General features: G+C 69.6%; 17 protein-coding genes. 1 reads left to right on the top strand and 16 read right to left on the bottom strand.

Annotated elements, in window-relative coordinates; translation table 11 throughout:
* Positions 1-161: 161 nt before the first annotated feature.
* The 5 genes from NQ036_RS10080 to rpmB form a co-directional block, all read right to left on the bottom strand.
* Positions 162-593 (bottom strand): hypothetical protein, encoded by a 432-nt coding sequence (locus NQ036_RS10080; RefSeq protein WP_257050025.1) that lies wholly within the window; start codon positions 591-593, stop codon positions 162-164.
* 305 nt (positions 594-898) lie between these two features.
* Positions 899-1,189 (bottom strand): HU family DNA-binding protein, encoded by a 291-nt coding sequence (locus tag NQ036_RS10075; protein ID WP_257049103.1) that lies wholly within the window; start codon positions 1,187-1,189, stop codon positions 899-901.
* A 66-nt stretch (positions 1,190-1,255) separates the two neighbouring features.
* Complete coding sequence (rpsN, locus tag NQ036_RS10070) at positions 1,256-1,561, bottom strand: 30S ribosomal protein S14 (RefSeq protein WP_257049102.1); 306 nt, start codon at positions 1,559-1,561, stop codon at positions 1,256-1,258.
* A 6-nt stretch (positions 1,562-1,567) separates the two neighbouring features.
* A complete protein-coding gene (rpmG, locus tag NQ036_RS10065) occupies positions 1,568-1,738 on the bottom strand; it encodes a 50S ribosomal protein L33 (RefSeq protein ID WP_373456796.1) in 171 nt (56 codons plus the stop codon).
* Positions 1,735-1,971, bottom strand: coding sequence for a 50S ribosomal protein L28 (rpmB, locus tag NQ036_RS10060; protein ID WP_257049098.1), 237 nt, complete (start codon positions 1,969-1,971; stop codon positions 1,735-1,737). Before rpmB ends, rpmG begins: the two co-directional genes overlap by 4 nt.
* A gap of 496 nt (positions 1,972-2,467) precedes the next feature.
* Between rpmB and NQ036_RS10055 the strand changes: the two genes are divergently transcribed.
* The gene (locus NQ036_RS10055; RefSeq protein ID WP_257058657.1) at positions 2,468-3,565 is read left to right on the top strand and encodes a hypothetical protein; all 1,098 of its coding nucleotides are present in this window, start codon (positions 2,468-2,470) and stop codon (positions 3,563-3,565) included.
* 99 nt (positions 3,566-3,664) lie between these two features.
* On the opposite strand, the gene NQ036_RS10050 is transcribed toward NQ036_RS10055, so the two are convergent.
* The 11 genes from NQ036_RS10050 to NQ036_RS10000 all read right to left on the bottom strand — a co-directional run bounded on the left by NQ036_RS10050 (position 3,665) and on the right by NQ036_RS10000 (position 25,880).
* Entirely contained in the window at positions 3,665-4,945 is a 1,281-nt protein-coding gene (locus tag NQ036_RS10050) for a hypothetical protein (RefSeq protein WP_257058654.1), read from the bottom strand.
* Positions 4,946-4,961: 16 nt separating this feature from the next.
* Complete coding sequence (locus NQ036_RS10045) at positions 4,962-6,167, bottom strand: hypothetical protein (protein WP_257049094.1); 1,206 nt, start codon at positions 6,165-6,167, stop codon at positions 4,962-4,964.
* The gene (locus NQ036_RS10040) at positions 6,167-7,303 is read right to left on the bottom strand and encodes a hypothetical protein (RefSeq protein ID WP_257058652.1); all 1,137 of its coding nucleotides are present in this window, start codon (positions 7,301-7,303) and stop codon (positions 6,167-6,169) included. The genes NQ036_RS10045 and NQ036_RS10040 overlap by 1 nt, the downstream gene beginning before the upstream one ends.
* Entirely contained in the window at positions 7,300-10,215 is a 2,916-nt protein-coding gene (locus NQ036_RS10035) for a hypothetical protein (protein ID WP_257058650.1), read from the bottom strand. Before NQ036_RS10035 ends, NQ036_RS10040 begins: the two co-directional genes overlap by 4 nt.
* Positions 10,212-12,380, bottom strand: coding sequence for a hypothetical protein (locus tag NQ036_RS10030; RefSeq protein WP_257058648.1), 2,169 nt, complete (start codon positions 12,378-12,380; stop codon positions 10,212-10,214). The genes NQ036_RS10035 and NQ036_RS10030 overlap by 4 nt, the downstream gene beginning before the upstream one ends.
* A 60-nt stretch (positions 12,381-12,440) precedes the next feature.
* Positions 12,441-15,257 (bottom strand): hypothetical protein, encoded by a 2,817-nt coding sequence (locus NQ036_RS10025; protein ID WP_257058646.1) that lies wholly within the window; start codon positions 15,255-15,257, stop codon positions 12,441-12,443.
* On the bottom strand, positions 15,257-18,796 hold the full coding sequence (locus NQ036_RS10020; RefSeq protein ID WP_257058645.1) for a tubulin-like doman-containing protein: 3,540 nt from the start codon (positions 18,794-18,796) through the stop codon (positions 15,257-15,259). Before NQ036_RS10020 ends, NQ036_RS10025 begins: the two co-directional genes overlap by 1 nt.
* Positions 18,797-18,881: 85 nt before the next feature.
* On the bottom strand, positions 18,882-22,076 hold the full coding sequence (locus NQ036_RS10015) for a VWA domain-containing protein (protein WP_257058644.1): 3,195 nt from the start codon (positions 22,074-22,076) through the stop codon (positions 18,882-18,884).
* 14 nt (positions 22,077-22,090) lie between these two features.
* Positions 22,091-22,696, bottom strand: coding sequence for a hypothetical protein (locus tag NQ036_RS10010; protein ID WP_257058643.1), 606 nt, complete (start codon positions 22,694-22,696; stop codon positions 22,091-22,093).
* Positions 22,697-22,920: 224 nt separating this feature from the next.
* Positions 22,921-24,102: an endonuclease domain-containing protein gene (locus NQ036_RS10005; RefSeq protein ID WP_257058642.1), complete on the bottom strand. Its 1,182-nt coding sequence runs from the start codon at positions 24,100-24,102 to the stop codon at positions 22,921-22,923.
* 200 nt (positions 24,103-24,302) lie between these two features.
* Positions 24,303-25,880: a dihydrolipoamide acetyltransferase family protein gene (locus NQ036_RS10000; protein ID WP_257058640.1), complete on the bottom strand. Its 1,578-nt coding sequence runs from the start codon at positions 25,878-25,880 to the stop codon at positions 24,303-24,305.
* Between the last annotated feature and the right edge of the window lie 7 nt (positions 25,881-25,887).

The raw sequence follows: 25,887 nt of genomic DNA, 5'->3' as shown, positions 1-25,887 counted from the left end.
CACCCGCCGCCTGTCTGCCTCACCGATCCGCGAAGCGTACGCCCGATCCGTTTGATGAACAGGGTCAGCCACTGCGGGCCGGGGCCTGTGCCGGTAGTGCCACGTCGACCGGGACACCCCGGTCATGTCCAGTGCTTTCCGTTGGGAGCCCAGAATCGTTGTCAGTCCGGTGACGAGTTCGTTCTCCGTCCGGATGAATCCTTCGGCTCGTCCGTCCGGGCGGGTTCGGGCTCTTGCGCGTTCCACTGATGCAAGAGCCCGATAGCTTTTCCCAACGCGTCGTTCGCTCCCTCGAGCTGCTCGATACGAGCGTGGAGGCGTTGGATTTCAGCGGACTGCTCGGCTTCCTTCTTCGCCCGTGCCCGCTCGTAGGCGGTACGTCCGTAACTATGTGCAACCATCACACTATGATCCCTGGGTGCGAGTCCCCGGTCCAGATCCCCAGCGTACAAAGCGATCCGCCATCGTCGGAGTTTGTCACGGCTAAACGGTTTGTCCTTGACCCACTGGCCTTTCGAACCATAGGGCTGACGCTCGTACTCGCGAACGAACTCACGGACCTCTTCGACGGTGAATCCCACAACGCTGACCATGCGAGATCACTCTCCTTTGCTTGATCGTGACTGACTCACAACCAGCTTGGCAAAGAGGGCACATGCGTGTATATGCGCATGTGTTGCAGGTAAGCGCATGCGATGTGGGCCCGACGCCGAGGCGCCCGCGGGACCGTGCCCGGCCTCGGCCCCGGCGACGACGGGCCCCAGGACCGCAGGGCTCCGGAAACAGCAGGGGCAACCCCGCCGGAAAACGCCCCGGAAACGACTCAGGGCCCCGGTCTCCCTCGTGGGGAGGCCGGGGCCCTGAGCCCTAGCGATCGGATCGGTGTGATCCGCTCAGATCACTTGTTGGGGGTGCCAGCGGCTGCCTTGAGCTTGGAACCTGCCGACAGCTTCACGGAGTAGCCGGCGGCGATCTGGATTTCCTCACCGGTCTGCGGGTTGCGGCCCTTGCGAGCGGCACGCTCGGTGCGCTCGACGGACAGCCAGCCCGGGATCGTGAGCTTCTCGCCGGCGGCGACGACCTTCGAGAAGGAGTCGAAGACGCCATCGAGAACGTCGGAGACCTGCTTCTGGGTCAGACCGGTGTTCTCGGCAACTTCGGCAACGAGTTCGCTGCGGTTCTTAGCCATAGGTTGTCCTCCTTTAGGACATAGGGTCCTGGACTGCTAGCACAGCCCTGATATGCGTCTTAGAGACTACCAGCTCGACTTGGTGATGCCTGGGAGTTCGCCATTGTGCGCCATTTCGCGGAAGCGAACGCGCGACAGACCGAACTTGCGCAGGTAGCCGCGGGGGCGGCCATCGACCTGGTCGCGGTTGCGCAGGCGAACCGGCGAAGCATTGCGGGGCAGCTTCTGCAGGGCCAGACGGGCCTCTTCGCGCTGCTCGTCGGTGCTCTCCGGTGCGATGAGCTGCTTCTTCAGCTCCAGGCGCTTTTCGGCGTAGCGCTCGACGATGACGCGACGCTGCTTATCACGTGCGATCTTGGACTTCTTTGCCATATGTGCTCAGCGCTCCTCTCGGAAATCGACGTGCTTGCGGATCTTCGGATCGTACTTCTTCAGCACGATGCGATCCGGGTTGTTGCGGCGGTTCTTGCGGGTCACGTAGGTGTACCCGGTGCCGGCGGTCGACTTCAGCTTGATGATCGGGCGTACTTCCTGGGACTTCGCCATCAGAACTTCACACCCTTCGCGATGAGGTCGGTGACGACAGCGTCGATTCCGCGCTGATCGATGATCTTGATGCCCTTGGTGGACACGTTCAGGGTGATCGAACGACGCAGCGAGGGCACGAAGTAGCGCTTACGCTGGATGTTCGGGTTGAACCGACGCTTGTTGCGACGGTGCGAGTGGGACACACTGTGTCCGAAACCGGGAACCTGCCCGGTTACCTGGCATACCGATGCCATTTCTCTCCTCCAGTTCACTTCTGCCGGTGTATCGCGGAAACGCGGGGCGCCGCCACGACTCACCGGAGACATCTACACATGTTCTTCACCGGGCGATTCCACACGGAGGACCGGTCTTATGTCCCGACGGACAGCCAGAGCATCTCCTCATACCGCAGGCCTTCGCAGCAGGGCCTGAACCCCGCTGCATCCGACCGCAGCACTGGAACACTACGGTGTTGTATTCGTACCCGGTGATGGGTTGTGTTCGCGCGCACCGCACCAGACGGCACACGCGAGATGTCTCACCAGCGCGGAAGCCGAAGGCCGGTGAGAGACGGCCAAGCTGTGTGCTGCGCGGGGTGAGCACATACGCCTTACGGCGCACTAACTCCCCTAGTCTAGGCGATTCACCGGCCCCACGCCAAGCGGCGGCCGCAACCCGGGATTGTGATCTCGAGTACTTCCGCCATCGTGGTCCCTTGCCCGAGTAGGGCCCGCATGAGATTCTGAAGGGGTGAGCAGCGAACATCCCCGGCCCGATTCCGGCGGATCCCAGCAGGATCCCGCCGACCCCAGACGACCCGTGAGGATCCGCAGGGCAACCCCCGCCGCAGACCAGTACTCCACCCAGAGCCCGAACGCCACGGGAAATCCCCCCGGTACCCCGCCCCAGCCCAACACCCACCCCACCCCGGGCGCGCAGCCGCAGCCGGGCGCACAGCCCCAGCCGGGTTCTCAACCCCAGCAGGCGGCGCCGGCCTGGGGCCAGGGCCCGCAGGGCGGTCTGCCGAACTGGCAGGACGCGGCCCGGCCCGATGTATACGCCGGCCCAGGCTCGCCTTTCACCGCGCCAGGGCGGGAACAGGGCCCCTGGTCCCAGGGGGATCCACAGCTTTCATCCCAGCCGAACCCCCAGGCGGGCCCGCAACCGAATCCCCCGGCCAAACCCAAACGCAGGGGGCTGTTGATCGGCCTGATCGCCGGGGCCTCGGTCCTGGTGCTAGCAGCGGCCGGCGGCCTGGCCTATGTCCTCCTGGGCAGGGACGACCCGAGCACCGTCACAGCCGCCCCGCCCAGCCCGCAGGCCAGCGCCGCACCCGGCGATGACACCCCGGGAGGGGCCTCGAACCCGGCGGGCGAACCGGCACCGGCCGATAACCCCTCGAACGGCGCTCCGGCAGGAGGAGCCGGGGACGACGGCCAGGATGCGAATGCCGACGGCGGAGCCACCGACGCCTTCTCCCAACTGGAGCGTTCGGCCAAGGAGGGCACAGCGCAGGCCAAGGACCGGCTCGAGGGCAAATGGGTCGCGCAGATCTCCAGTAAGAAGAACAAGCTCTACGCCGACGGCAAGACCTGGGAATACGCGGACATCCTGGACGAGTACCAGGAGCTCCAACGCACCTACGGCAATGTGCTGATGATGGACTCCGACGACTTCAGCACCTTCAAGCTCAAGGGCTACTACGTGGTCGTCATCAACGAGCCCTACGATTCGGCCTCCGGCGCACTGGACAAGTGCGATGCGCTGGGGCTGGACAAGGACCACTGCTTCGCCAAGCTCATCTCCACCACCCATGGGGAGAAGGGCGCCACGAAGATGAACGGCTGAGCCCGGAAACCGACCCCGGAAAGCATCGCAAGCGCAGAATCACAACGCACGCGGGTATACCCGCGTGCGTTGTGATTCTGCGCTTGCGATGCTGGAGGTCTACCAGCCCGGTGGGCGGCCCGAACCGGGATAGCCCTGGCCGCCGGCGCTCCCCGGCGCATTGGGCCCCGAGCCCACCTGCGGCGGCGGGCTGGGCCACTGCCCGCCCGGCGCCGCGGCCGGGCCTCCCGGGAATCCGCCGCCGGGCTGCGAACCGGGATAGCCGCCGGGGAACCCACCGGGCTGCCCGCCTGAGCCACCACCCGGGTAACCACCGGGCTGGGAGCCCGCGCCGGGGAACCCGCCGGGCTGCGACCCTGTGCCCGGATAACCAGAGCCCGGATAGGCGCTCCCGGCGGAACCGGGATAGGCCGTGCCGGCGCTCCCGAGGTCCGCCCCGGCTCCGGCATCCGCGCCGGACCCGCCACGACCACTGCGTCCGGCGCCACGGGCCGAATTCCCGCCCCTGGCGCCGGTGGCCCCGGCTGCCGAGCCCAGGAGGAAGACGACGACGAAGGCCCACACATAGGCCAGGGCGCCGAGGATCAGCACAACCCACCAGCCCGCGCCCAGGCTCATCCCCTGCAGATGGGCGGTGAGCTGTTCGGTGTCGGGCAGCTGAATGCCCGAGCCCCCGGCGGCTGTGCCGGACCCTGCACCGCCCCCGGTGGAGGAGCCTCCGGCCGCGGCCTGATCCGCTACCTGGTCGATTGCGCCCTGTGCGTTCTCCAGCACCGAGCGCAACAGTTCACTCGCGCGCTCCACATTGCCCTTGATCACCGAAACGGCGACCAGCAGGACCAGCACTGGCCCCAGCAGCAGGCCGGAGGCCCACAGGGTGAGGACATTGCCCCAGCGCGCGGACCCCGACAGGGTCACCACCAGCCCCACCAGGGCGCAGAACACCGCCAGAGCGAGCGCTCCCCGCAGGCCCAGATCCGCGGCCCCCAGCTCCAGAGGTTCGGGATCCCATGGCAATTTCAGCCAGGTCAGGAACAGGCCGAGGACTCCCCCGGCCAGCGCGGGCAGCGCACCCAGACCCGCCATCACCTTGCCGGCCACGTCCTTGGCGGCCCGTCCCGGATCGCCGGTCCCGGCCGGCCGCATCTGGAGTTCGGCGCCCACCCGTTTGATCGACTGGACCAGGGCCAGGACCCCGACGATGACCACTCCCAGCACCGGCACCACGATCGCCAGGACCAAGTTGAGCACCCGACTGCCCCCTGCCAGGCGGTCCAGCTGCAGACCGACGGGGACCGCCATCAGCAGGTGCACCAGGAGCAGCACCATGATCAGTTTGCCCAGCGCATCGCCGGCGATGTCGAAGACGATCGGACTCATTCCCCTGCCCTCTTCCTCAGTTGCCCGACATGGCGTAGATCAGCGGATCGAGCACCCGGAAGGGCGAGATCCCGCGTTTGGAGACATTGCCGCCCTGCGGGGAGTCCCCCAGTGCGGACACGACGAAGTACCGATAGGGCATGGCCATCCCACCGTGGGGATGTTCGACCTTGTTGACGATCGCCTCGGCGCCCATATGGTCCAACAGGCTGCGCGCCTCGATCGTCAGCAGGTTCCCGTCGCGCAGATCGTACTGCCCGCCCGGGTGCGAGGTCTCGCGCATGAAACCGGCCCCGGCGTTCGACATCATCCGGCTCCAACCGCGGTCGTTGACCCCGGCCAGCTGTTGGAGCACATCGAACTTCGACAGGGCGATGCCCAGCCGGGGCGGATAGGCCCTGGCCGCGCCCGTGTGCTCCCCGCCGATCATCATGAGCAGGTTGTCCAACACCCGTTCGGGGTTGCCGGGTTTGGCCTTGCGCGGGGGCACCAGTCCGCGCAGCCGGCGTTCGATCGCATCGACCGACAGCGGATCGAACATGAACAGGACCGTATCCGCGTGCGCCATGAAGCGCAGGTGGGTGGTGTCCTCCGGCAGGAACTCCATCTCCTCGCCCGCGACATCGCGCAGCACCAGGAACCGGGGGCGCGGGTCGCCAGGGGCGCTGATGGAGAAGATCAGCGGATCCAGCTGGTACAGCGAGCTGCCGTCACCGCCGGCGTCGGAGCGCCGGGTCGCCTGCATCAGGCCCATCTCCTTGAACAGCGGCTTCTCATAGCGGTCGCCGTAGTTCTTCGCCGTCACCCCGTCGGCCGGGCGCAGGCTGCCGCCCTGCTCCGCCAACCAGGTCTTGAGCGTTTTGATCACGGTGGCGATGTAGAGGCTCTTGCCCGAGGCCGGCGCCCCGCACAGCGCGACGATGCGCACATCGGCCTCGCGCCAGCCGCGCGGCAGCGGATAGTGGCAGTGGGGGCAGACCTCGACGCCGGGTGCCACCCCGGCGGGGACCTCCGGGTTCGATTCGACCATCGAGCGCACGTGCGGGCTCGGATCGGCGCCCCCGGGTCCTGCGGCCACGGGGAACAACCCGGCGTAGGAGCGCTCGCGCCCGTAGTACGAGGTCAGCACCGGGTCGACGACCGACTCCAGGCCGGGGCCTGTCAGGGTCCACATGTACTGGGACTGCGGCACCTCGGTGCAGCACAGTGGGCATTTCGACATCAGTGTGCTCCTCTTCTCGTGCCCTCACCGGGGCCGGTTGTCTGTTCGGCCATGCCATCCCATCGGCCGGACCCTCCGTCCGGCCCTCCGGCGGCCGAAGTACCGCCGGCCGCCGGGCCTGCTGCGGGGGGACGGCCCACCGCGCGGACCGCGTCGAGCAGGGAGCCGACGATCTCGCGCAGCATCTGTGCGCGCCCGGACTCGGCCTGGGCGTCGTAGTCGGGCAGGTCGACGACGGTGGCGCCGTCGGGCAGATCCAGCCCCTGGCTCTCCACCGCCCAGGACCGTGGGGCCTCGAGCACCACCGGATGCCGCACGATCCCGTCGGCCCGGCGGGCTGCCGCCAGTTCCGCGTGGTCGGCCGGCGGGGCATCGGAGACGATGTAGACCACGCCGGCGGCAGCCCCCGGCAGGCTCGCGGCCACCGCCGGCTCGGCGGCGAAGATCGAGTGGGGCGCCTGGGCCCGCCGGGCGGCGAGCACATCGGCCGGCAGCGCCGCCAGATCGGTCACGGGCACGGCATCGACCCGGCCCGAGGCCAGGGCCGCCTGGACGGGCCGACCGTCGGAGACCACGCTGGCCACCCCGGAGAGGATCTCGAGGACCCGGTCGAGGCCGGGGACTGCTGCGAAGGATTCGGAACCGTCGACGACGATCGCCACCTGGCAGGGATCCACCGGGGCGTCCTGCGACTGGGCGCGGACCTCGGCCCTGGCGCGGGAGGCCAGATCGGTCAGCGTCCCGTGGCTGACCGGCACGGCGGCCAGCGAGACCACGAGCTCGGCGCCGATGAGTTCTGCTGTGATCAGGTCTGCACTCGTCACCCCGCTGACGTCGATCGCCTCGGCGAGGTGGATGGAGTCGCCGCCCGCGCCGTCGGGTTCGCTCTCCAATTTCAGGTGCACCCGTGAGCCCACGGGGAACTCCCCGGCCGGATCGACCAGTCCGACCCGCAGGCCGCCGGTCACTTCGGGCAGCACGACCACTCCGGGGGTCGGCGCGTGCATCTGCACCGGAGCTCCCGCGGGGTCGGTCACCCGCAGCTGTGCTGCGGGGGTGGGCAGCCCGGCCGTCAGGGTCAACCGGCCGGCCCTGATCCTGACCTGGTTGCCCCTCTCGAGCATGAAAACGGTCATGGCATGGGCCTTTCTACGGGACGGGGTGGTGCAACGGCGGCAGCCTGCCTGGCACCGGAGGTCTCCAACAGCGAGCGCACCGTCTTGACCGCCTGGTCCGTGTCCTTGCGGCGGATGGTGCGGCGTTCCTTCTTGGCCGCCTTGATCGCGTCCTTCGCGGCTTCCTGCCGCGTATAGGCGATATCGTCGGCGGCCTGGGCGATGGCGGTGAAGCTGTCGTCGAGCGTAGCGGCGGGCACGCTGGCGGCCAGTGCCGCCAGGGCCCGTCCGATGGGGTCGCCCGGAGCGTGGAGCAGCGCGTATTCGGTGCTGCTGAGCAGGCCGGGGTCGAGGTCTGTGGCCAGCAGCCCCAGGGCCGAGAGGATTCCGAGACCCTCCACGTGGGCGGCGGCGCTCTGGTATCCCAGGGTCTCGATGATCCGGGCGGATCCCCCATCGGCCGGACCGGCGGGCAGTGCCGCCGCCAGGGTGGTCAGGGCCTCGTCCGAAAGCTGCGGGAAGCGCCCGTGCAGGAGGTTCCGGGCGGCATCGGCATCGTCGGCCGAGGCGATCCGGCCCAGTTCCGCACTCAGCCGCCCGCAGGCCGCCGAGGCCAGCCAGGCCGCCAGCTCAGGTGCCAGGGCCGCCGTGTGGGCACTGGTGTGGGGCGGGGTCACCAGGCCGTGGACCTCGGCCAGGATGGGCAACGACCAACGCGGGTCGAAGCCGGGGGCAGGGTGTCCGTAGGCGGTCAGCAGCAGGCGGGCGAAGACCGCTGCGCGCGACTGCAGGCGGGTCCGGCAGACCAGGGTGCAGACCCCGGCCAGGGCCTCGTCGAACGGCAGCCGGTTGAGCCGGGCCAGCAGCACCTCGGTGGGCAGCCAGCCTGGGGCCTCGGATTCGCAGCGGGCCAGGGCCGCGGCGTCGATGTCCAGCCGGGCCACCCGATCGCGCACCCAGGTGGGCAGCAGAGGGTAGACGGAGCGGCGCTCATCGGGCAGGCCCGAGACCGCCCGCCCGCGCAGGGCCAGACGGACCAGGAAGTCACCGATCAGCTCGGTGGACATTCCGCGGTCCAGGGCCAGGATGGCCAGGTTCGCCGAGACCGGGTCGAATTCGTCCGCGGGCCCGGTGATCGCGGCCTCGGCGGCGGCGGGCAGACCGTGGGACAGCAGGCGCTCGGTCATGGCCGGCGCCACCTGGGCGACGACCCCGCCGGGCACGGCGATTCCGGCCTCGGCCGAGGCGGTCTGCAGGTGGTGGGACACGAAATCGCTCAGCGCGGCGGTCACGAAGTTCGCCAGGCGGGCGGAGAACGGCGCCAGGTGCTGCAGGTCCACGGCGCCGGAGCCCGCGGTCCGCACCGCCTGGGGCATGCTCAACAGGTAGACGAGTTGCCCCTGCAGCGCATCGACGGCCTCGGCAGTCGCGTCCGGTGTCTCCGGCAGTGGGGCGCCGTCCGGATCCGCCACAGCGCACAGGCCGGCCACGCCGGAGTCGACGATGAGGCCGGCCAGGCGGAACACGCCGGCGGCGGCATCCCGGCCGCCTGCCATGGTCTCCACCGTCTCGGCGAGCCTTTGGATCGCCTCGAGGGCGGCCTGCAGCAGCCCGGTCTCCAGGCTGCGCCAGGCGTCGAAGCCCAGGGCGGGCGCCTCGTGGGCGAACAGCCACAGCGGATCGTCGAGGATCCGCTCGAGCAGCACTTCGTCGCGCACCGTGCACAGTCCCGGATCCGCGGTCGGCGGGGCGGACTGTGCCTCGGCGATGGTGCTCCCACAGCTCGTGCGCACGGCGGCCAGGTGGACCGTGTGCAGGCGCGGGACGTGCACGGCTCCGGCGGGCACGGCCGCGGACAGCACCCGGGTGACCGGGGCCGAGGCCGCACCGGCCTGGTGTTCGGCCAGCAGCACGGCCAGTCCCCAGGCCGGCGCGGGCGCGGCACCGGCCGGGACCTCGTGGCCCAGGTCGGTGAGCCCGCCGAGCAGGCCCCGCAGTTGGCCTGGCTCGGCGGCCAGGGCCTGTTCCAGCAGCGCGGAGTAGGCGGTCGCGGGGATGGGCGGCAGGCCGCTGGAAAGGTGTTCGCCGGCGGGGCCGCGCTGGGGCAGGACCCCGTCGCCGAGCACCAGCACATCGGAGCGTTCGGCCAGAGCCGGCAGGTCGGCTTCGGGCAGCGTGACGATGTCGACTCCGCGTAGTCCGTCGCCGTCGAGCTCATGGGCCCTGGCGTACAGGCTGAAGGAGATCTGCGCCGCGGCGGCGGGCACCATCGTATAGCTCAGCGCGGCGATGATCGTGGCGGCCCAGTCCTGCCGGTCGGTCACCAGGACCAGCCGGGTGCCGCCGGCGGAGGCCCCGGTTGCCCCGCTTGAACCGGCCGCACTATCTCCGGCCGTGGCATCGGCGCGAACCCGGGCCAGGGCGTCGGCCGCGGCCAGCAGTTGTTCCCGGTAGCCCTCGGCGGACAGGGCCCCGGCCGCCAGGGCATAGCCGTCGGCGCCCAGACCGGGCGCGGGCTCAACCGGTGCCGGGGTGCTCAGGATCGCCTCGATCCCGAAGGGCCGGGCGAAACAGCCGGAGAACCACATGTCGATCGGGCGCAGATCCCCGCCGCCGGTCCGGTCGACGATCACATGACTGTAGACGTTCTCGGGGCGCCCGTAGGGGTCGGCCCCGGCGTGCGAGCCATAGGCCCAGATGGCCGGCGCCGCATCGGTGGCGGCCCGGTAGCGCAGCCGCGCGGGGATCGCCGCGGCGTCCGCCGCGGTGCGCGGCAGCACCGCGTGGTAATCGAGGCCGTCGACGACATTGCGCTGCATCAGGCGCAGTTCGGCCTCCTCGGGCGAGCCCGCTGTGTCCTTGATCCGCTGGCCGCCACCGGTCCCATCCGTCCGGGGCAGGGAGGCATAGGTGATCTGGGCGAAGCGGCTCATCTGTAGCCCCCGTTGCCCGGGCCCATGGGACCGCCGGGTGCGCTACCGGGGCCCGTGCCCATCCCGGGGCCGCCGGGACCCGGAGCACCGGGGCCGCCCTGCTGCTGCCGGAACAGGTTCATCCCGGCCACGTAGAGGTCGAGGTCCATCACATCGGGGTCGAGCAGAGCCACCGACTGCAGGTCCTCGGCCGGCAGATCGGCGAACAGCCGGATGAACCCGCCGGGCGCCTGGGTGAAGGCCGGCGTGGAGAACCAGCAGTACGGTATGTGTGCGGAGCCCGGGGCCGGGATCCGGTTCAGGTGCAGCCGGCCGGTGGGCTGATTGCCCTCGTCCGGGTTGAACAGCGTCACCTGCACACCGTCGTCGATGTGCAGCGGCATCCTGTCCTCGTTGTAGACCACCGCGAAGCGCAGGGACCGGGCGATCTCCACCTGTGCCAGTACCCGCACAAACACCTGCCAGGCACCCGAGGCGCTCAGCCCCGTGTGCGAGACCTCGTAGCCCAGCACGGTCACCGGCGGGCACTCCAGGGCCACGGGCGCCGAGCAGATGACCTCGCCGCCGGAGAACACCCCGGAGACCAGGTAGTAGGTCAGCGCGGCCTGCCCGGCATAGCCCTCGATCGTCAGGGAACCACGATCCAGGTACTGGGACTTGTCGATCTCGATCTTCGCCGGCTGCGCCAGCACGTTCTCCACCGGGGTGCCGGAAAGGGCCTCGTAGACGCGCACCACGTCGGCGCCCTCGGGCCAGGCGAAGCCGATGTGGCGCCTGCCCACCCGCTCCACCAACCGGGTGTCGGTCACCGGGTCGACGCTCACGCCGCCGATCACCCTGCCCACCCTGGCCTGGCCGCCGTGCAGGGCGACCGGGGTGAAGTAGGCGCGGGTCCAGCCGGCGGGCCAGGGCACCGAGCGCATCACATGGCGTCCGTCGGGCAGTTCCTCGACGGGATAGGACAGCCGGTCCTCCGGCTGCAGTCCCCCGCCGGCGGCCAGCCGGCCCTCATCGATCGAGGCGTCGGTGAAGCCCTCCACCGGTTCGTCGAGCGTGCGGTAGATCTCCACCCGGCCGAAGCGCGGCGGGGTCCACAGCAGATCGAAGGACCGACCGCCGGATTCCGCGGCCTGGTACTCCAGGTCGGTCACCGGGGACAACGTCACCGGCATCTCGATGTCCACGCGCAGCGGATCGGACATGACGGACTGTCCGTCGGCGGTCACCTGGGCCATGATCTGGTAGACGTAGCGTTCGCCCGGGGTGGTGTCCGCGTCGTTGAAGCCGCCGCGATTGGCACCGGCACCGGCGATCCGGTAGCGCGGATCACCGGCCGCGCTCGCGGCCCGGTCCGGGCGCGAACGGTAGACGTGGACGCCCACCGTGCCGGGCAGGACGGTCCAGCGGCCCACCACATTGGGCGCATCGACGTCGAGGTGGGCGTCGCGCACGCCGACGACCTGCCTGGCCTGAGCGTGGAGCACCGGTTGGGCGGTGCAGATCTGGTCCGCGGTGGCGCCGGGGTAGAACCACACTTGGAAGTAGCGCACGGCGGCCCTGGGCTCTTCGGCGTCGACGGCCGCGGCCGAGGCGGTCCGGGCCACCTGGGCGAAGTCCTCGGGATTGTGCGGCCTCGTCCCGTCCCCGCGCACCACCCGGTAGAGCCCGGGTTCCCCACGCAGCGGCCAGTGCAGCTGCGTCGCCCCGGCGGCGTCGACCGTGACCGAGGCCGCGGCCGGTTCGCCCTCGGACTCGCCGTAGCGGTAGACCGACAGGGCCAGCCCGGCCAGTTGCGCGTCCGGCAGAGCGCCCTGTGGGGTGGGAGCGTCAGAGCTCGGTCCGGCAGAGCCGGAATCCGCCGTCGGGGTCCCGGAATCGGTGGTCGTGGAGCCGGCGGCCGAAGTCCCGCCGCCTGGGCCCGCCGGTGGCATGGCCGGGGGCAGGACCGGGAAGGCCGGGGCGCGCGGCACCGGCGGTTGCGCTGCCGGTGTTTCCGAGTCCTCGGATTCGGCCGCTGCCTGCGACTGTGCCGAGGGCTGCGGGGCGGCCGGGGCTGCGGGACCACCGGGCTCGGACTCATCCGACCGGCCCTGGTTCGCGGGCGCCATGGGGCGCAGCGGCGGGGGCAGGAACGGGGCGCCGGGGTTCTGGTCTTCGTTGGTCATCTGGCTTGAGTCCTCACGCTTCGGCTGGCGACGGATTTCACGGGGTGCTGGCTGTCCACGCTAGAAGGGCATGTCCCCGAACGGGTTGTCGTACTCCCCACCGCCGGGGGCCAGGGGCCCGGCTGGAGGTGCGGCGGGCGGCTCCGCGGGGGCATCGGGCGCGGCCGCAGGGCTCACCGGCGGGGCCGCGGGACGGCCCTGTGCCACTTCCGGGTAGTCGCCCACATGGCTGCCGGGATCGCCCAGCGGGTTGAGCGCCCAGGCGCTGTCAGCGGCCCACTCGGGCATGTCCTCGATGTGCTGGGCGAAGCGCAGATCGTCGGGCCCCAGCGGCTGCGAGAGCTGCGTGTGCACGACGACGCGACCCAGTCCGGTGACCACGCTGCGCATGAATTCGCCGTCCTCGGCCAGCCGGTGCAGGTCCGCGCTGGCCCCGGCGTCCGTCAGCACGGAATCGTCGAGCATCTCCGGCCGGCTGTAGTCGGAGCCGGTGGGCGTGCCGACGGCGCCGATAAAGTCCTCGGTGGGCTGCCGGCCCAGGTTCCCGCTCAGGGACACGGTGCGCAGCAGGGTGGACCTGACCTGGTCCAGGCGCGGATTCGCCAGGCGCTGTCCGGCGTTGGCCCACCAGCCGGCGCTGAGCACCGGATCGGTGTCCTCGGTCAGCGCGCACTGCGCGACCCGCCCCAGGCTGCTGACCTCGGAATAGGAGGTCTCGTGGAACAACCGGCCCGCGTCCTCGGCGAGTACCGGATCGCCCAGGCCCGCGCGTTCGACGGTGCGCCCCAGGAAGGTCCGCCACTGGGCGTCCAACCACCCGACGGGGAACATCTCCGCGCGCAGGGTGGCGACGGCGGATTCGACGGCGGGGCGGTCGACCACGAAGGAGGCCACCCCCGCGTTCAGCGGCAGATCGTCGAAGCCGCCCTCGACCTTGGCGGTCCGGGGCCGGGCGGGACCGAAGGGGCGGTGGACGAAGGCGCCCACCAGATCGGCCCAGCGCAGATATTGGCCGTAGGCGTCGCCCAGGCGCGACAGGTCCCCCAGGGCCGCGGCCAGGTTCTGCCGATCCGCCTCCGCCTGGGCATCGGCTTGGGAGTTCCGGTGCATGATCGCGAACAGGGCGCGGCGGGTGTTCAGGAACTGTATGAGCGCCCCGCCCAGCCAGCCCAGGACGCTCAGGGCGAACAGGATCGCGAAGAGCCACCAGGCGAAGACCCCGATGAAGGACAGCAGCCCGAACAGCAGTGCGACGGATGTCATCACCCCGGTCAGGATGCGCATCTTGACCCGGGCGATGCGGTTCGTCTCCCCCAGTTCCCAGGCGCCGCCGTCGTCATCGGAGGCGGGCCGGCGGAAGGAGCGCAGGCGTTCGGCGACCTCGGCCTTGACCTCGTCCAAGGCGGTGGCCAGCGGTTCGCCCACCCGGTTGGTGAAGCTAGCCCGGTTCGTGTTGAACCACTCGGTCATATCGCTGAACTGCCCGGCCGCATCCGAGGACACCCCGGAGCCCAGCGCCAGCTGCTGGATCTGATTGCCCAGCTCATTGGCCTGCAGGATGTCGGCCGGCTGAACCGTCCGGGCGCCCAGCAGTCCGGCGGTCGCGCCCTGCAGGCGGAAGGGCTGCGCCGGGTCGCCGGCCAGTGCGCTGGGACCGCGCACCACGGCGGTCCTGGTGCCCGCGTAGAGCGGCTGCAGGTCCTGCCCGCGGGTCTGGGCGTCGAGCATGGTGAAGGTGGTGTTGGTGTAACCGCGCCACAGCTCCGAGAGGTCCCGGTGCTGGGTCTGGCCGTTGCCGGTCAGCCGCTGTTCGAGGTTCTCCGCCGCCTGCACGGCGTCCTGCCAGTGAGCGGGATTGCCATTGGCGTCGATCCCGTCGACGACCACCGAATAGGCGGAGTCCCCGCCGCCGAACACCGCGCGCTGAACCGTTTGGGCGACGGCCGCCTTGCCCGAGCGCAGCAGGGCCTTGGCCCAGTTCGCCGGTGCCCCGCGCAGGGCCGCGAACAGGAATTGGAAGAAGTACTTCAGTGCCGCGCCCGCGGTGATCTTCTCCTGGGCCGGCACCTGGGGGGCCACCCGGTTGCGTGCGAGCACCCAGGAGTGTTTGCGCCACAGCGCGCTCGACGCCTGGTCCACGGCGGCCTGTTCGTTCTCCACCGCGACGCTTAGGTTCCCGCTCTCATTGGGCAGCGGGTAGCCCTCGGAGACGTCGAACAGGCGATCGTGCAGGCCGTCCTCAACGGCGGTGGCATCCACTCCGCGGTAGAAGGAGCGCGACAGCCGGGCCCGGTAGCCGGTGGCGGCCGCGGGGACCTCGTCCAGGGCCGAGGCCTCCACCCCCGTGTACAGGGCCGCGAGCGCGGCGAGCTGGCTGGCCAGGTGCGGATAGACCTCCCGCGGCGCCGCGGCGTCCACAGGGCCCGCGCCGATCCCGGGCCCGCGGGAGTCGCTGGCTGCGACGATCGCGTCGACCCAGCCGCTGGAGGACCCCAGGTCGACGGATTCCTCGGCTGCCTCCTCGGCGTAGAGCACGCGCAGGGCCTCGACGGCGGTCCCGCCGAATTCCTGGGCCGCCAGCCAGCGCAGTTCGTCGCCGACCCGGGTGACCAGGGAGAACTCCCCGTCCACGGCGCGGGTCAGGGCCACCACGCGAATGGTCCGGTACTGGCGCAGGCCGGCCAGGCGGGACACCTGCACCAGGTCCTTGCGCCCGGCGCTGATCCCGAAGGCCGGCCACTGGCCGTTCTGCGCCTCGGCCGGAACCCAGACGAAGTCGGAGACCAGACCGCCGGCGGACCAGTCGCGCAGGGTCTCGCGCACCCCCAGCAGGGCGGCGGGTGCGACGATGAGTGTCAGATCGTTGTCGGTGCTCATCAGAACGGCCCCTCGAGTCCTTCGGGCATGTTCCAGGCGCCGCCCGGCTGGGAACCGGATTCGGCGGCCTCGGCATCGGCCTTGGCCTCCTCAAGGACCCCCAACAGCCCCTGGGTGACCTGAACGATGTCCGGGACCAGATCGCAGAAGATCGGCGTGAGCGCGCCCTGTGCCCGATTGGCCACGGCCACCACGGCGCCGCCCGGATGGCCCTGGTCCAGTTTGCCCGCGGCGAATCCCTGCACGGTCTCCAGGAACTGCCCGGCATTGCGGTAGCGCTCCTCCAGGGTGGGGGCCTGTGCCCGGCTGGGCATCCCCGAGGGGGTCTCGCCGGTGCGCAGCCAGTCCGCCAGCTGGTCGCGGGCGGCCAGTGTCAACAGGCCCGAGCGCGGCTCCTCCGGGGTGTTGTCGAAGATCCCGCGCAACACCCGGTAGGGCTTCAGGGAGGACAGCACCGGGGTCTGATGGGCGTTGCTGATCGCCAACAGCACCGATTCCAACACCGCGGGCAGCCAGTCGAAGCTCTGGCCGACGAACTCCGCCGGTGGGGTCAGCAGCGGATTGGGGAAGGACAACCACTGGCCGGTCTCCCGGTCGTAGATCTGCACGGGCCGGTTGAGATTGCGCTGATCGGGGATCTGCAGCTGTCCGGTCAGCTGGGCCACATACCAGCCGGCGATCATCGCACACCGCTCGGCGTCCGCCATCGGCAGGGACGCCGGCAGCGGTCGGGCCCTTCTGAACTCCCAGAACTCGCGACGCAGGCCGGGCGAGCTGGCCTGGGACCAGGCGGTGGACACCGGTTGCAGGATCCCGTCGAAGACCAGCGGGGACAGATTGCCGAAGCTGCCGAACACGTCGATGTGGGTGATGCCGCTGGCGTCCTGCCCGGAGGCCACCGCATTGGAGAAGATCTCCTCGGTCTCCCTGGACACCGATGACTTGTCCGCCAGCGCCTTCTGCAGGTCGTCGGCCAGCGCCTGGTCGGAGCCGAAGGGCACAGCGGAGAAGGTGTAGCGGTAGTCCACGCTCTTATCCGTGTGGACCTGGGAGACGACGTCCGGATGCACGCTGCCCAGTGGCAGGGCACGGGTGAGCGTCTGCCGGAACTTCGAGCGCAGATCGGACCGGCGCCGGTCGACCTCGACCGGGGACACGCTGTCGTTGCCCAGCACGTAGTTCTCCAGCGACAGTGAGCAGTAGTCGTCGAAGACCTCATTGGGCCGGTTGATGAACTTCAGGGCGCGCTGGCGCAGCTCCGCGGGCCCGATGTGCAGTTCATAGGCGGGCACCTTGGGCGTCAGGCGTTCCCCCGTATGTGGGTTCAGCGGGAGCACCGCCGGCTGCCAGTCGCTGGAGACCCCCAGCAGGCCGCCGGGTGCCTTGGCGCCCTCGGCGGTCTTCCACCGTCCGGAGATGACATAGCCCGCGGTCAGGGTCTTCGCATTCTCCAGGGCCACCACCTGGCCCTGCGGCACGTCCGGGATGGATCGGGGAAGATGTTCGGTGTAGAGACCGTCGAACTCCGCTGCCGGGGTCAACAGGACCTCGTTGTGGGCGGTGGCGAAGCGTTCGGGGACCTGCTTGTCGTCATCCGATGGCCAGGCTGCGTAGATATCGGTCTCCACCGTGGACATGCCGACCTTCTGAGCGGATTCGCGCACTCCCACGTCCAGCGACTCGATCGCGCGTTCGACCGCGCGGCCCAGGTGGCTGAGCACCTCATTGGGCACTGCGGCCAGGATCTGCTGCAGATAGCCGCTGGCCACGATCTCTCCCAACTGCGCCACCCCGGCGTGGACGATGCGCACCAGGTTCTGTTCGATCAGGCCATTGGTGTTCAGCGTCTGCGAACCCATCGCGCCGACCTGCTGGTTGATCTGCTGGGGCAGGGTGTTCAGGGTGGGCCTAGGCGCCTGGGACAGGCTGCTCAGCTGCGGAACCACGGTGCCGGAGAGATACGATTCGAGCTGGCGGAGCAGTTCACGGGCATAGGGCAGGCCGAAGGTCGACACCGAGGTCTCCACCGCACCGGCCAGGCGGCGCTCGAAGGTGTGCGCCCAGTCGAAGGCCCAGCGGTAGACCACGCGGTCGGTCCGCTGGCCCATATCCGGGCCGGTGCGCTGCATGTGTCCGGCCATCACGGCCAGCCACTGGTTGCCCGGCATCCCGGTTGCCGGTGCCATATTCGCCTCGAAGCCGGAGGTCTGCACGACCTCCTGGGACCAGGCGTTCGTCTGCACCTGGCCGATCGAGGAACGCAGCCACGTCACCAGCCCGGCCGGGGTGGTCGCCTGTTGGCGGTCCGGCAGGCCCATTTCACGCAGGAAGTAATCCCACTGGGATTCCACCAGGGCGCGCAGCTGTTCGGTGCTGCCCTGCTGATTGCCGGCCTGCAGATGTCCTTCGCGCAGGCGGTCCACCGCGGTCCGGGCTATCCGCTGAGCGGCGTAGTGCCGGTAGCGATCGCGGCCCAGGGACAGCCGGCCGAAGCCGAATGTGCCCCAGGACAGATCCTGCCGGTTCTTCGCGCCCCAACCCAGATAGGTGCCGTTGGCCGCGGTGTCCGAAGACGGATTGCCCAGGTAGAAGGCCTGGAAGTTCCCCGAAGCCCGGCCGGAGACCATGAGTGCCGCCAGGCCGCGGGCCAGGCCGCGGTACAGTCCGGTCTGCGAGCCGTCGCCGAACCTCGCCCGTTCCAGGCCCTGGTACTTACTCACGGGGAAGACGCGTGCGAAGGGCGGCTGGCCCGTGGAGTTCACGTGCTGGCCCAGGGCCTCGAGCGTGCGCACGTCGTGCGGTTCGGCAGCGGTGGTCTGGGCCGCGACGATCTCGCCCAACATGCCCAGGGCGTTGGGCTTCACCCCGCTCAGGTTGTCCGGGAAGATATCCGAGGTGTACATGAAGACGCCGGTTTGGCTGGAGAGCACGCCGTTGGTCTGGGCCAGCAAGCGGCATACGTCCAGGGCCATCGAGGCGCCGGCGCCGCCGGCCATGGACGATACGACGAAGACCATGGTGGGCGAGGCGGGGTCGAAGCTGCCCGCACCCGGCAGCTTGGCCGCGACCTCCTGCATCTGCGAGGTGGCCTCATCGGTGTTGAGCTGGTCGATCGCGTACTGCAGGCCCTTGAACACCTCCTGCGACCGGTTGAGCGTGATGATCCGGCCCACTGCGCGCATCTGGCCTGCGCCGGTGACCAGTGGGACGGTTACCTTGCGTGGATCGCGCGGGGCCCAGGTGACGAAGTCCGCCAGGTCCCCGGTGCGCATGAGCTTCTGGGTCACCGCGTTGTCCAGGACCGGATAGGAACCGGACGATGGCGCGGTTCCGATGTAGCGGCCGCCCTGATCGGCGACATTGCCGATCCCCTTGATCTTGGTATCGGCGGCCACCGGCACGTCCACGTGGACGAACTGCCAGCCGGCGGGCAGGCTGTCGAAGCCATAGGGCAGGAGTTCGGACTTCAGGTGGTCCATCAGCCGGGCCAGGGTCTCTCCACCCGAACCACCGCAGCCGACAACGAGGAACTTGAACATCTCTAGCCTTTCGGATCCGGGTGGATAACGTCGAGGTGCACCCCGGGGTGCGTCTTAGGGGCCGCGTGTGGGCGCGGGGTGGGCATCACCATGAGGCGTCTCCCCACGGGTTCTGCTGCCCGGGTTGATTGCCCGGTTGCGGAGGCGTGCCGGGCTGTGGAGGCGTGCCCGGCTGCGGCGGGTTGCCGGGCTGCGGCGGGTTGCCGGGAGCCTGTGGCGGGCGCGCGGGCGGTTTTGGGGGCGCGGGCGGCTGCGGCGGTGCGCTCGGCTGTCCGGGCGGAGTGCCCTGACCCGGCTGTGGCCCCGGTGTGCCCTGGGTACCGGGCCCGCTGGGCGCGCCGAACGGATTTCCGCCCTGCGATCCCGGCGGAGTGCCCTGACCCGGCTGTGGCCAGGGCGCCGCACCGCCGGATACGGCGGTCTGCGCGAACGAGTCGGTCTGCGCGAACGGATTGTCCTGCGGGCCCGCCGGCCCACCCTGGGCCCAGGGGTTGTTCGGATCGGTGCCACCACCGGAGGCGGCCTGCGCCTCGGCGGGCAGGGAGGCGTAGAGGTCGTGGGCCTCGCGATTGATCTGGGTCTCCAGCTCCTGCCGCTTGGCATCGGGCCAGCTCGCCGGCAGCAGCACCAGCAGCTCGGCGGTGTCCGCCGGCGCACCCGCCGTGCGCAGCAGCAGCCACTGACCGTGCACCGCCAGGGGCAGGCGTGCGGGCGACTTGCCCGGCGCCGAGGCCGCCACGGTGTACGTGCCCTCTGGGACCTCGACCGCGGTGTAGCCCACGCCCAGCGGCGAGGCGCCGATCCGGGTCCGCAGGGTCACGCCGGCCGCGTCGAGCTGCCTGGCCCCCTGCGGGTCCACGGGCACGGTGCCGCGCAGATCCGCGGCGCTGAAGGCGAAGCGGGAGCCCTCGCGCTGGACCTCGGTTTCGGTGATCTGCACGGGCGCGCGCACCACCACCAGGGGCTGTGCCGGGATCCGGGCGCCCAGCCACTTGATGAGGTACATGAGCGCCAGCGGGATGCCGGGGCCCAGGACCAAGGCGCACACGAGCACCAGCCAGAAGTTCACCAGGTTCAGCGGCTTGCTGATGCCGGCGCTGAAGGAGACCTCGACCGGGGTCGGATCGCCCTTGCCGTCAGCCGGTGCCAGCATCACGGTGAAGGTGCCGGAGACCGTGCCGTTGCCGGTCTGATCCGACTTCAGGTCCACGGGGAGTTCGTTCCCACCGGAGACGCAGGAGTCCTTGCCGTCGGCCTGGGCGCCGACCTGCGCGCCGGTGAGTTCCTCGGGTGCCGCGGCGATGTTCGTCTTGCCCGGTTCGACCCAGGCACAGCCCTCGCCGGTCACCGGCAGGGCCGCGTGCAGATCGACGCTGCCCTCGGCCTGGCCGAAGTCCACCTTGGTGGGCACCGACGGGTAGTTCGCCGGGGCCTGCACGTTGACATCCTGGGTCACCGCGACCACGCCCAGCTTGGTGCCGGCCACGGTCTTGCCCTTGTTCGCGGGATCGGGGGCCGAAGCCGTGGTCAGGGCCAGGGACATCTGCAGGTGGCCCGCACCGGTCGGCGCGTCCTGCATCGGCCAGGTATAGGTCTTCGAGCCCAGGTCTGCGAACTTCGCGGTCTGTGCCAGGGTGTGGGGCACCGACTTGGCATCGGTGAACACGGCGGAGAAGGTACCGGTCCCGCGGATGTCGGAGGCGGATACGGGCTTGCCGTCGCGGTCGGAGAACCCGAAGCTCACATCGGACAGGTCCTGGCCGGAACGGAATTCCGCTTTGGCCGGGTCGGGGTACTTCTTCGAGTGCCAGACCGGCTTGAGCGCCGGTTCGATGTGCAGGTTCGAATGGCTCTGTGCGTTATTGGCCGAATCGTCCTCGGCCACGAAGGCGAAGCGCCACACGCCCACCTGTTTGCCATCCGCGCCGTCGAGCTTGAACGACAGGCTGGTGCCCTCGGAGGTGTCCCACTCGTAGTGCAGGCGGTTGCCGCTGACGGTGATGTCTTTGGCAGAATCGGCCTGGTCGAGCTTCACGTTCTTGCCGTCGGGGCCCATGATGATGGCGCCCACGTGGTCGTTGTCCACGGTGGCGAAGGCGTCGACCTGCGGGGTGCTGGCGTCGAGCACGAACTGGTGGGACTGCTTGGTGCAGAACTTGCCGTCGGCGCACACGCCCTTGTCCTGGCGGACCACGGTGGAGCCCAGGCCGGAGATTTTGTCGAAGGCCAGTAGTAGGTCGTCGATGTCATCGGCCAGGTAGAAGTCGCCCGGTCGGGGGTCGACGAGTTTGCCGCAGGTCTGTCCGCCTGAGTCCTTGCCCTCGACGATCGAGCGCATCAAATCGAAGGTCTTGCCGTCCTTGCCCAGGCCGACGCCGAACATCGCGATCTTGGCCGAGCGCACCTGGTCGGCCAGGCCGCCGGAACGGCAGATGTCCTTCTGCGCGGCTGCTTCCGCCGCCTTGACGCCCTTGTCGGTCTTGAGGTCGGCGTCCTTGGCGTAGGCCTTGCGCTTGCCGTATTTGGAGGCGGTGGCAGCGTCGCGCTGCTGGATGTCCATTTCGCCGTCGGAGAGCCAGACGATCGCCTGGCAGTGCGCGTTCTTGCCGCCGGCCGAGTTGTCCGAGCTGTCCTTGCCTGCGTCCTTCTCATCCGCCGAGGCCCGTTCGGCCAGCTGCTTGTGCGCCGAGTCCAGGGCGGTCCAGTAGTCGGTGTCGATGCCGTCGGTGCGCTTGTCCAGGTCCTGCACGGAGTTGCTCATCGATTCCGCGTCGGCCCGGCCGTTGATCCGGGTCCAGTCGCGTTCCCGCTGGTAGTCGTGGGCGAAGGTGCTCAGCGCGACGTTGAGTTCCGTTTTCGGGTCGTCGGCCAGCCGGTCGAGCAGCTTCAGGGTGGCCTTGACGCGCGTGTTCTTCGGGTCGGTGTCGCGCAGGCTGCCCGATGAGTCCATCAGCAGCAGCAGATCGGCCTTGCCGCCGCCGGCCACGCAGGCGCCGAACTGTTCGGGCAGGGGCAGGGCGTCCTTGTCATCGGTCGCGCTGTCCGCCGCCGAGGTGCCGGATGCACCGTCGACCGAGGTGTTCATCGGCTGGGCGGGGGCGGCGTTCGCGGGGACGGGGTTGGCCGGTGTCGCCGGGGATGCGGCGGGGGCGGCGGCCTCCGGTGCGCTTGCGGGGGCGGCGTTCGCGGCCGTGCCCAGACTGCTCAGGCCCAGCAGCAGTGCCGAGGCCGCCAGCAGCCGGGTGGTCTTGCCCGCCAGGGTGCTCAGGCGTCTGCCCATGACTGGTCTTCCCATCACATCCGTCCGATCCAGAAGGCGGTGAACAGCGCCGTCACGATGATTCCCACAACCGCGATCCCCGCGGCAGTCCAGTACAGGGGACCCGCCAGGGACTTGAAGGCGTAGAGGCCCGAGGCCCGGTTGCGCGTGTCCACCGCGCTGAACCGGCCCAGGGTCAGCAGGGCGCCGGGCCCGGCCAGCAACCAGCCGATGGGCGCCAACCAATTCCAGGGCAGCAGCGCCAGGACGATCCCGACGACGGCCAGGCCCGCGGAGATGTAGAGGAGGACCAGTGGGGGCCCGGCGAAGCTGAAGTCCTGGTCGAAAGCGCCGCCCTGGGGATGCTGGGCGGAGAAGGGGGAATCGGGGGTCTGCGGGGTAGCGCCCTGTTGGGTAGAGCCCTGTTGGCCGAAGGGGTTCTGCCCTGCGGGTACTTGACCGGCAGGGCTCTGGGCTCCTGGGCTCTGCGCTCCTGGGCCCTGGCCGGCGGATCCGGGGCCGGGGCCGAAGGGCGATTGGCCCGGTGCCGCAGGATTACCGGCGCTCTGTCCGAAGGGCGCGGCGGCTCCCGGCCAGCTCCCCTGCGAGCCGCGCTGATTGTGGTCGAACGGAGATGTCACGCCGCATCATCCTTCCATTGTGAACACTCTCACTCACCCTACTCAGCGCTTATCCAGCTCTGCAAATTCTTTCCATCCCGTAATTCAGGGATACCTACTCATGTCGAGTACCCTGCGATTCTCCGCCCGGCGCTGCCGTGACACACACTTCTTGGGGTCATCTGTTTCAGATTCCACTGTTTGAACGGTGACATCTGAAACAGATGACCCAAGTCTTCAGTAGCTCAGATCCGGACGCCGACGCTGCGCAATTTGGCCCGCAGTCCCCCGCCACGGTGTCCCGCACTGCTCCGTACTGCGCTGCTCCGTCCCGGCTGCCGCACTGCATCTTGTCCGGCAGCCGAGCCCACGACGTCGGCCCATTCGACGCGGACCACACGGTAGTAGCGCTGCAGATAGTCCTGCCGGTACTTCTCCCTGCGGAGGTCGTCCTGATCTGCGTACTTGGACCAGCCATCGGCCTCGATGATGACCCCCAGGGATTCGATGAGGAAATCCACCCGATAGTGATTCCACCCGTTGTCGGTCACGAAGACGATCTGCTGCGTGAAGTCGTGAATGCCCAGCCGGTGCAGGGCCAGCGCGGTCAGACTCTCCAAAGGCGATTCCGCCAGGCCGGTGGCCCAGTCCGCCAGCCGGCGCGCCCGCTTCATTCCATAGGCGCCGGCCAGATCCTCCAACATGCCGAGGACCTCGTGCAGCCGGGCCCGACGAACCGCGAAGTCCTCGTAGTACCGGGCCCGCACCCCCGGATACCCGATCCCCACCTGGGGCACCGCCACGGGCGGACGCCAGTTCGCGAAGCGCTGCGGGTACCGGTGCAGGACGCCTGCATCCACATCGGAGCGCCCGCCGATATAGGCGTCCGCAGCGATGAAGCCCTGCAGCGGATCCGCGTCTCGCAGCAGGTCGGCCACTGTCCAGATGGGGTTGCTCATCGGGATGCCGGGCAGGTCGATGCAGGAACTGTGCACGAAGGCCTCCGGGATCTCGCGCTTACGCCGCTGCAGACGAGTCGTCCTCACAGCTGGGCGCAGTGGGTCCGATATGGAGAATCGGTCCAAGTGGCTGTCCATCAGGGGTATCCGCTGGGCGGCGGCAGCGCTGTGGTGGCTGAGCACCTGCCCTTCGAGCAGGCCGTACTCAGCGAGGTGGCCCAGATGGTGCTTGGTCCTCTGCTCGTAGACCAACGCCTTGGCCGCTTGCTCGCCGTGCTCGGGGTTCTCCAGGAGCTCCGGGGAATCGATCCAATCCCGGAAGGGGATGTGGCGCGGATCAGCACAGATCCTCACGACTGCGAACATCCCGCTCGCCACGGTCCGCATGCAGCAGCCCACCGCAGAGTAGATGTCCCGCACTCCGAACTGCGCATTGATAAGCGTTTGACGCGATACGACGTTATACATGTCATGATCGTGACAACAATGGACGATCATTGGAAGAGGACGGTGTTCTCCTGTGTATAACACCATTTCGCTCCACAGGCGATTGACCTGCGGTGCCCCCACCTCAAGTCTTGTGGCCATCTGTTTCAGATTTCACTGTTCAAACAGTGAAATCTGAAACAGATGGCCACAAGTCGCAAGCAGTCCGAACCGGCCCAGCCCTACAGCAGCATGATGCGCGGGTCCTCGACGGCCCGGCCCAGATCGGCCAGGAACTTCGAAATGACCTCGCCGTCGACCAACCGGTGATCCGCCGACACCGCAAGGGTGGTGACCTCGCGGACGGCCAACTGCCCATCGACCACCCAGGGCTTCTGTTTGATCGCCCCGAAGGCCACGATCGCGGCCTCACCGGGGTTGATGATCGGGGTGCCCGTGTCCACGCCGAACACGCCCACATTGGTGATCGTGATCGTGCCGCCGGCCTGCGCCGCAGGAGTCGTCCTGCCCTCACGCGCCGTGTTCGTCAGCGCGCGCAGCTCGCGGGCCAGGTCCTCCAGGCCCAGTGCGTCCGCGCGCTTGATGTTCGGCACGATCAGCCCGCGCGGGGTCGCCGCGGCGATGCCCAGGTTGATGTAGTGCTTGATGAGGATGTCATCGCCGTCGAAGCACGAGTTGATCCGCGGATTGCGCAGCGCCGCCCAGATGACGGCGCGTGCGACGACCAGCAGCGGCGTGACTTTGACGCCCTCGCCTAGGACCTTGCCGGCCTTGAGCGTGCGGACGAAGTCCATCGTGCCCGTGGCATCGACCTCGAGGAATTCCGTGACGTGGGGCGCGGTGAACGCCGAGGTCGCCATCGCCTGCGCCATGAACTTCGTGACGCCCTTGAACGGCATGCGCTCCTGCAGCTCGGCCGGGTTCGCATCGCGCGCGGCGCTCTGGCCCGTGGGCAGTCCGCTCACCGTGGCCGAGGCCCCAGCCGCTCCCGCTGTTCCTGCGCCCGCCGCGGCAACCGGCCCGGAGGTCGCGCCCGCAGCGCCGCCTGCCAGGAAGGCTTCGAAATCGGCGCGGGTGACCTCGCCGTGGACACCGGTCGGGGTGATCAGCGACAGGTCGACGCCCGCGTCCTTGGCGGCCTTGCGCACCGGCGGCTTGGCCAGCGGCCGAGCCCCGATGGACCCTGCGGCCGTGGCCGAGGTCCCCGCCGGGCTCTGCGCGGGTGCCTGGCTCTGCGCGCCGGCAGCCGGTACAGCCGCGGCGACCGGAGTGGCAGCAGCAGGTGCGGCTGCGCCGGCCGACACCGCGGTCGCAGCACCAGCGACAGGGGCGCCCGCCTTGCGGGGCCTGCGCTTCTTGGACCCGGCCTTGGAGCCGTAGCCCACCAGATTGGGGCCGTCTCCGGATTCGGCCGGCGCCACTGCCGCCGCTCCGGCTGCAGTGCCGGGCGCCGCACCAGCGGCTGCCCCGACCACGGCGGCGGCCGTGGCTGCAGCGGAACCGGCGGGGGCCTCGGCGCCGCTAGCGCCTGCAGTACCGGATCCACCGGGAGCCGCACCGGTGCCGCCGTCGAATTCGACGATGGGGGTGCCGACCTCGACGGTCTGGCCCTCGTCCACCAGCAGCCCGGTGATCACGCCCGCTTGCGGGCTGGGCAGTTCGACCAGCGATTTGGCCGTCTCGATTTCAACCAGCACCTGGTTGACCGTCACGGTGTCGCCCGGGGCGACCTTCCATGCGACGATGTCGGCTTCGGTCAGTCCCTCGCCCACATCGGGCAGCGCGAAAAGAGTACTCATATTCCCT

The sequence above is a fragment of the Brevibacterium sp. 91QC2O2 genome, from assembly GCF_024580695.1.
In the GTDB taxonomy this organism is placed as follows: Bacteria; Actinomycetota; Actinomycetes; order Actinomycetales; family Brevibacteriaceae; genus Brevibacterium; species Brevibacterium moorei.
This window is presented reverse-complemented; position numbering and strand designations above follow the sequence as displayed.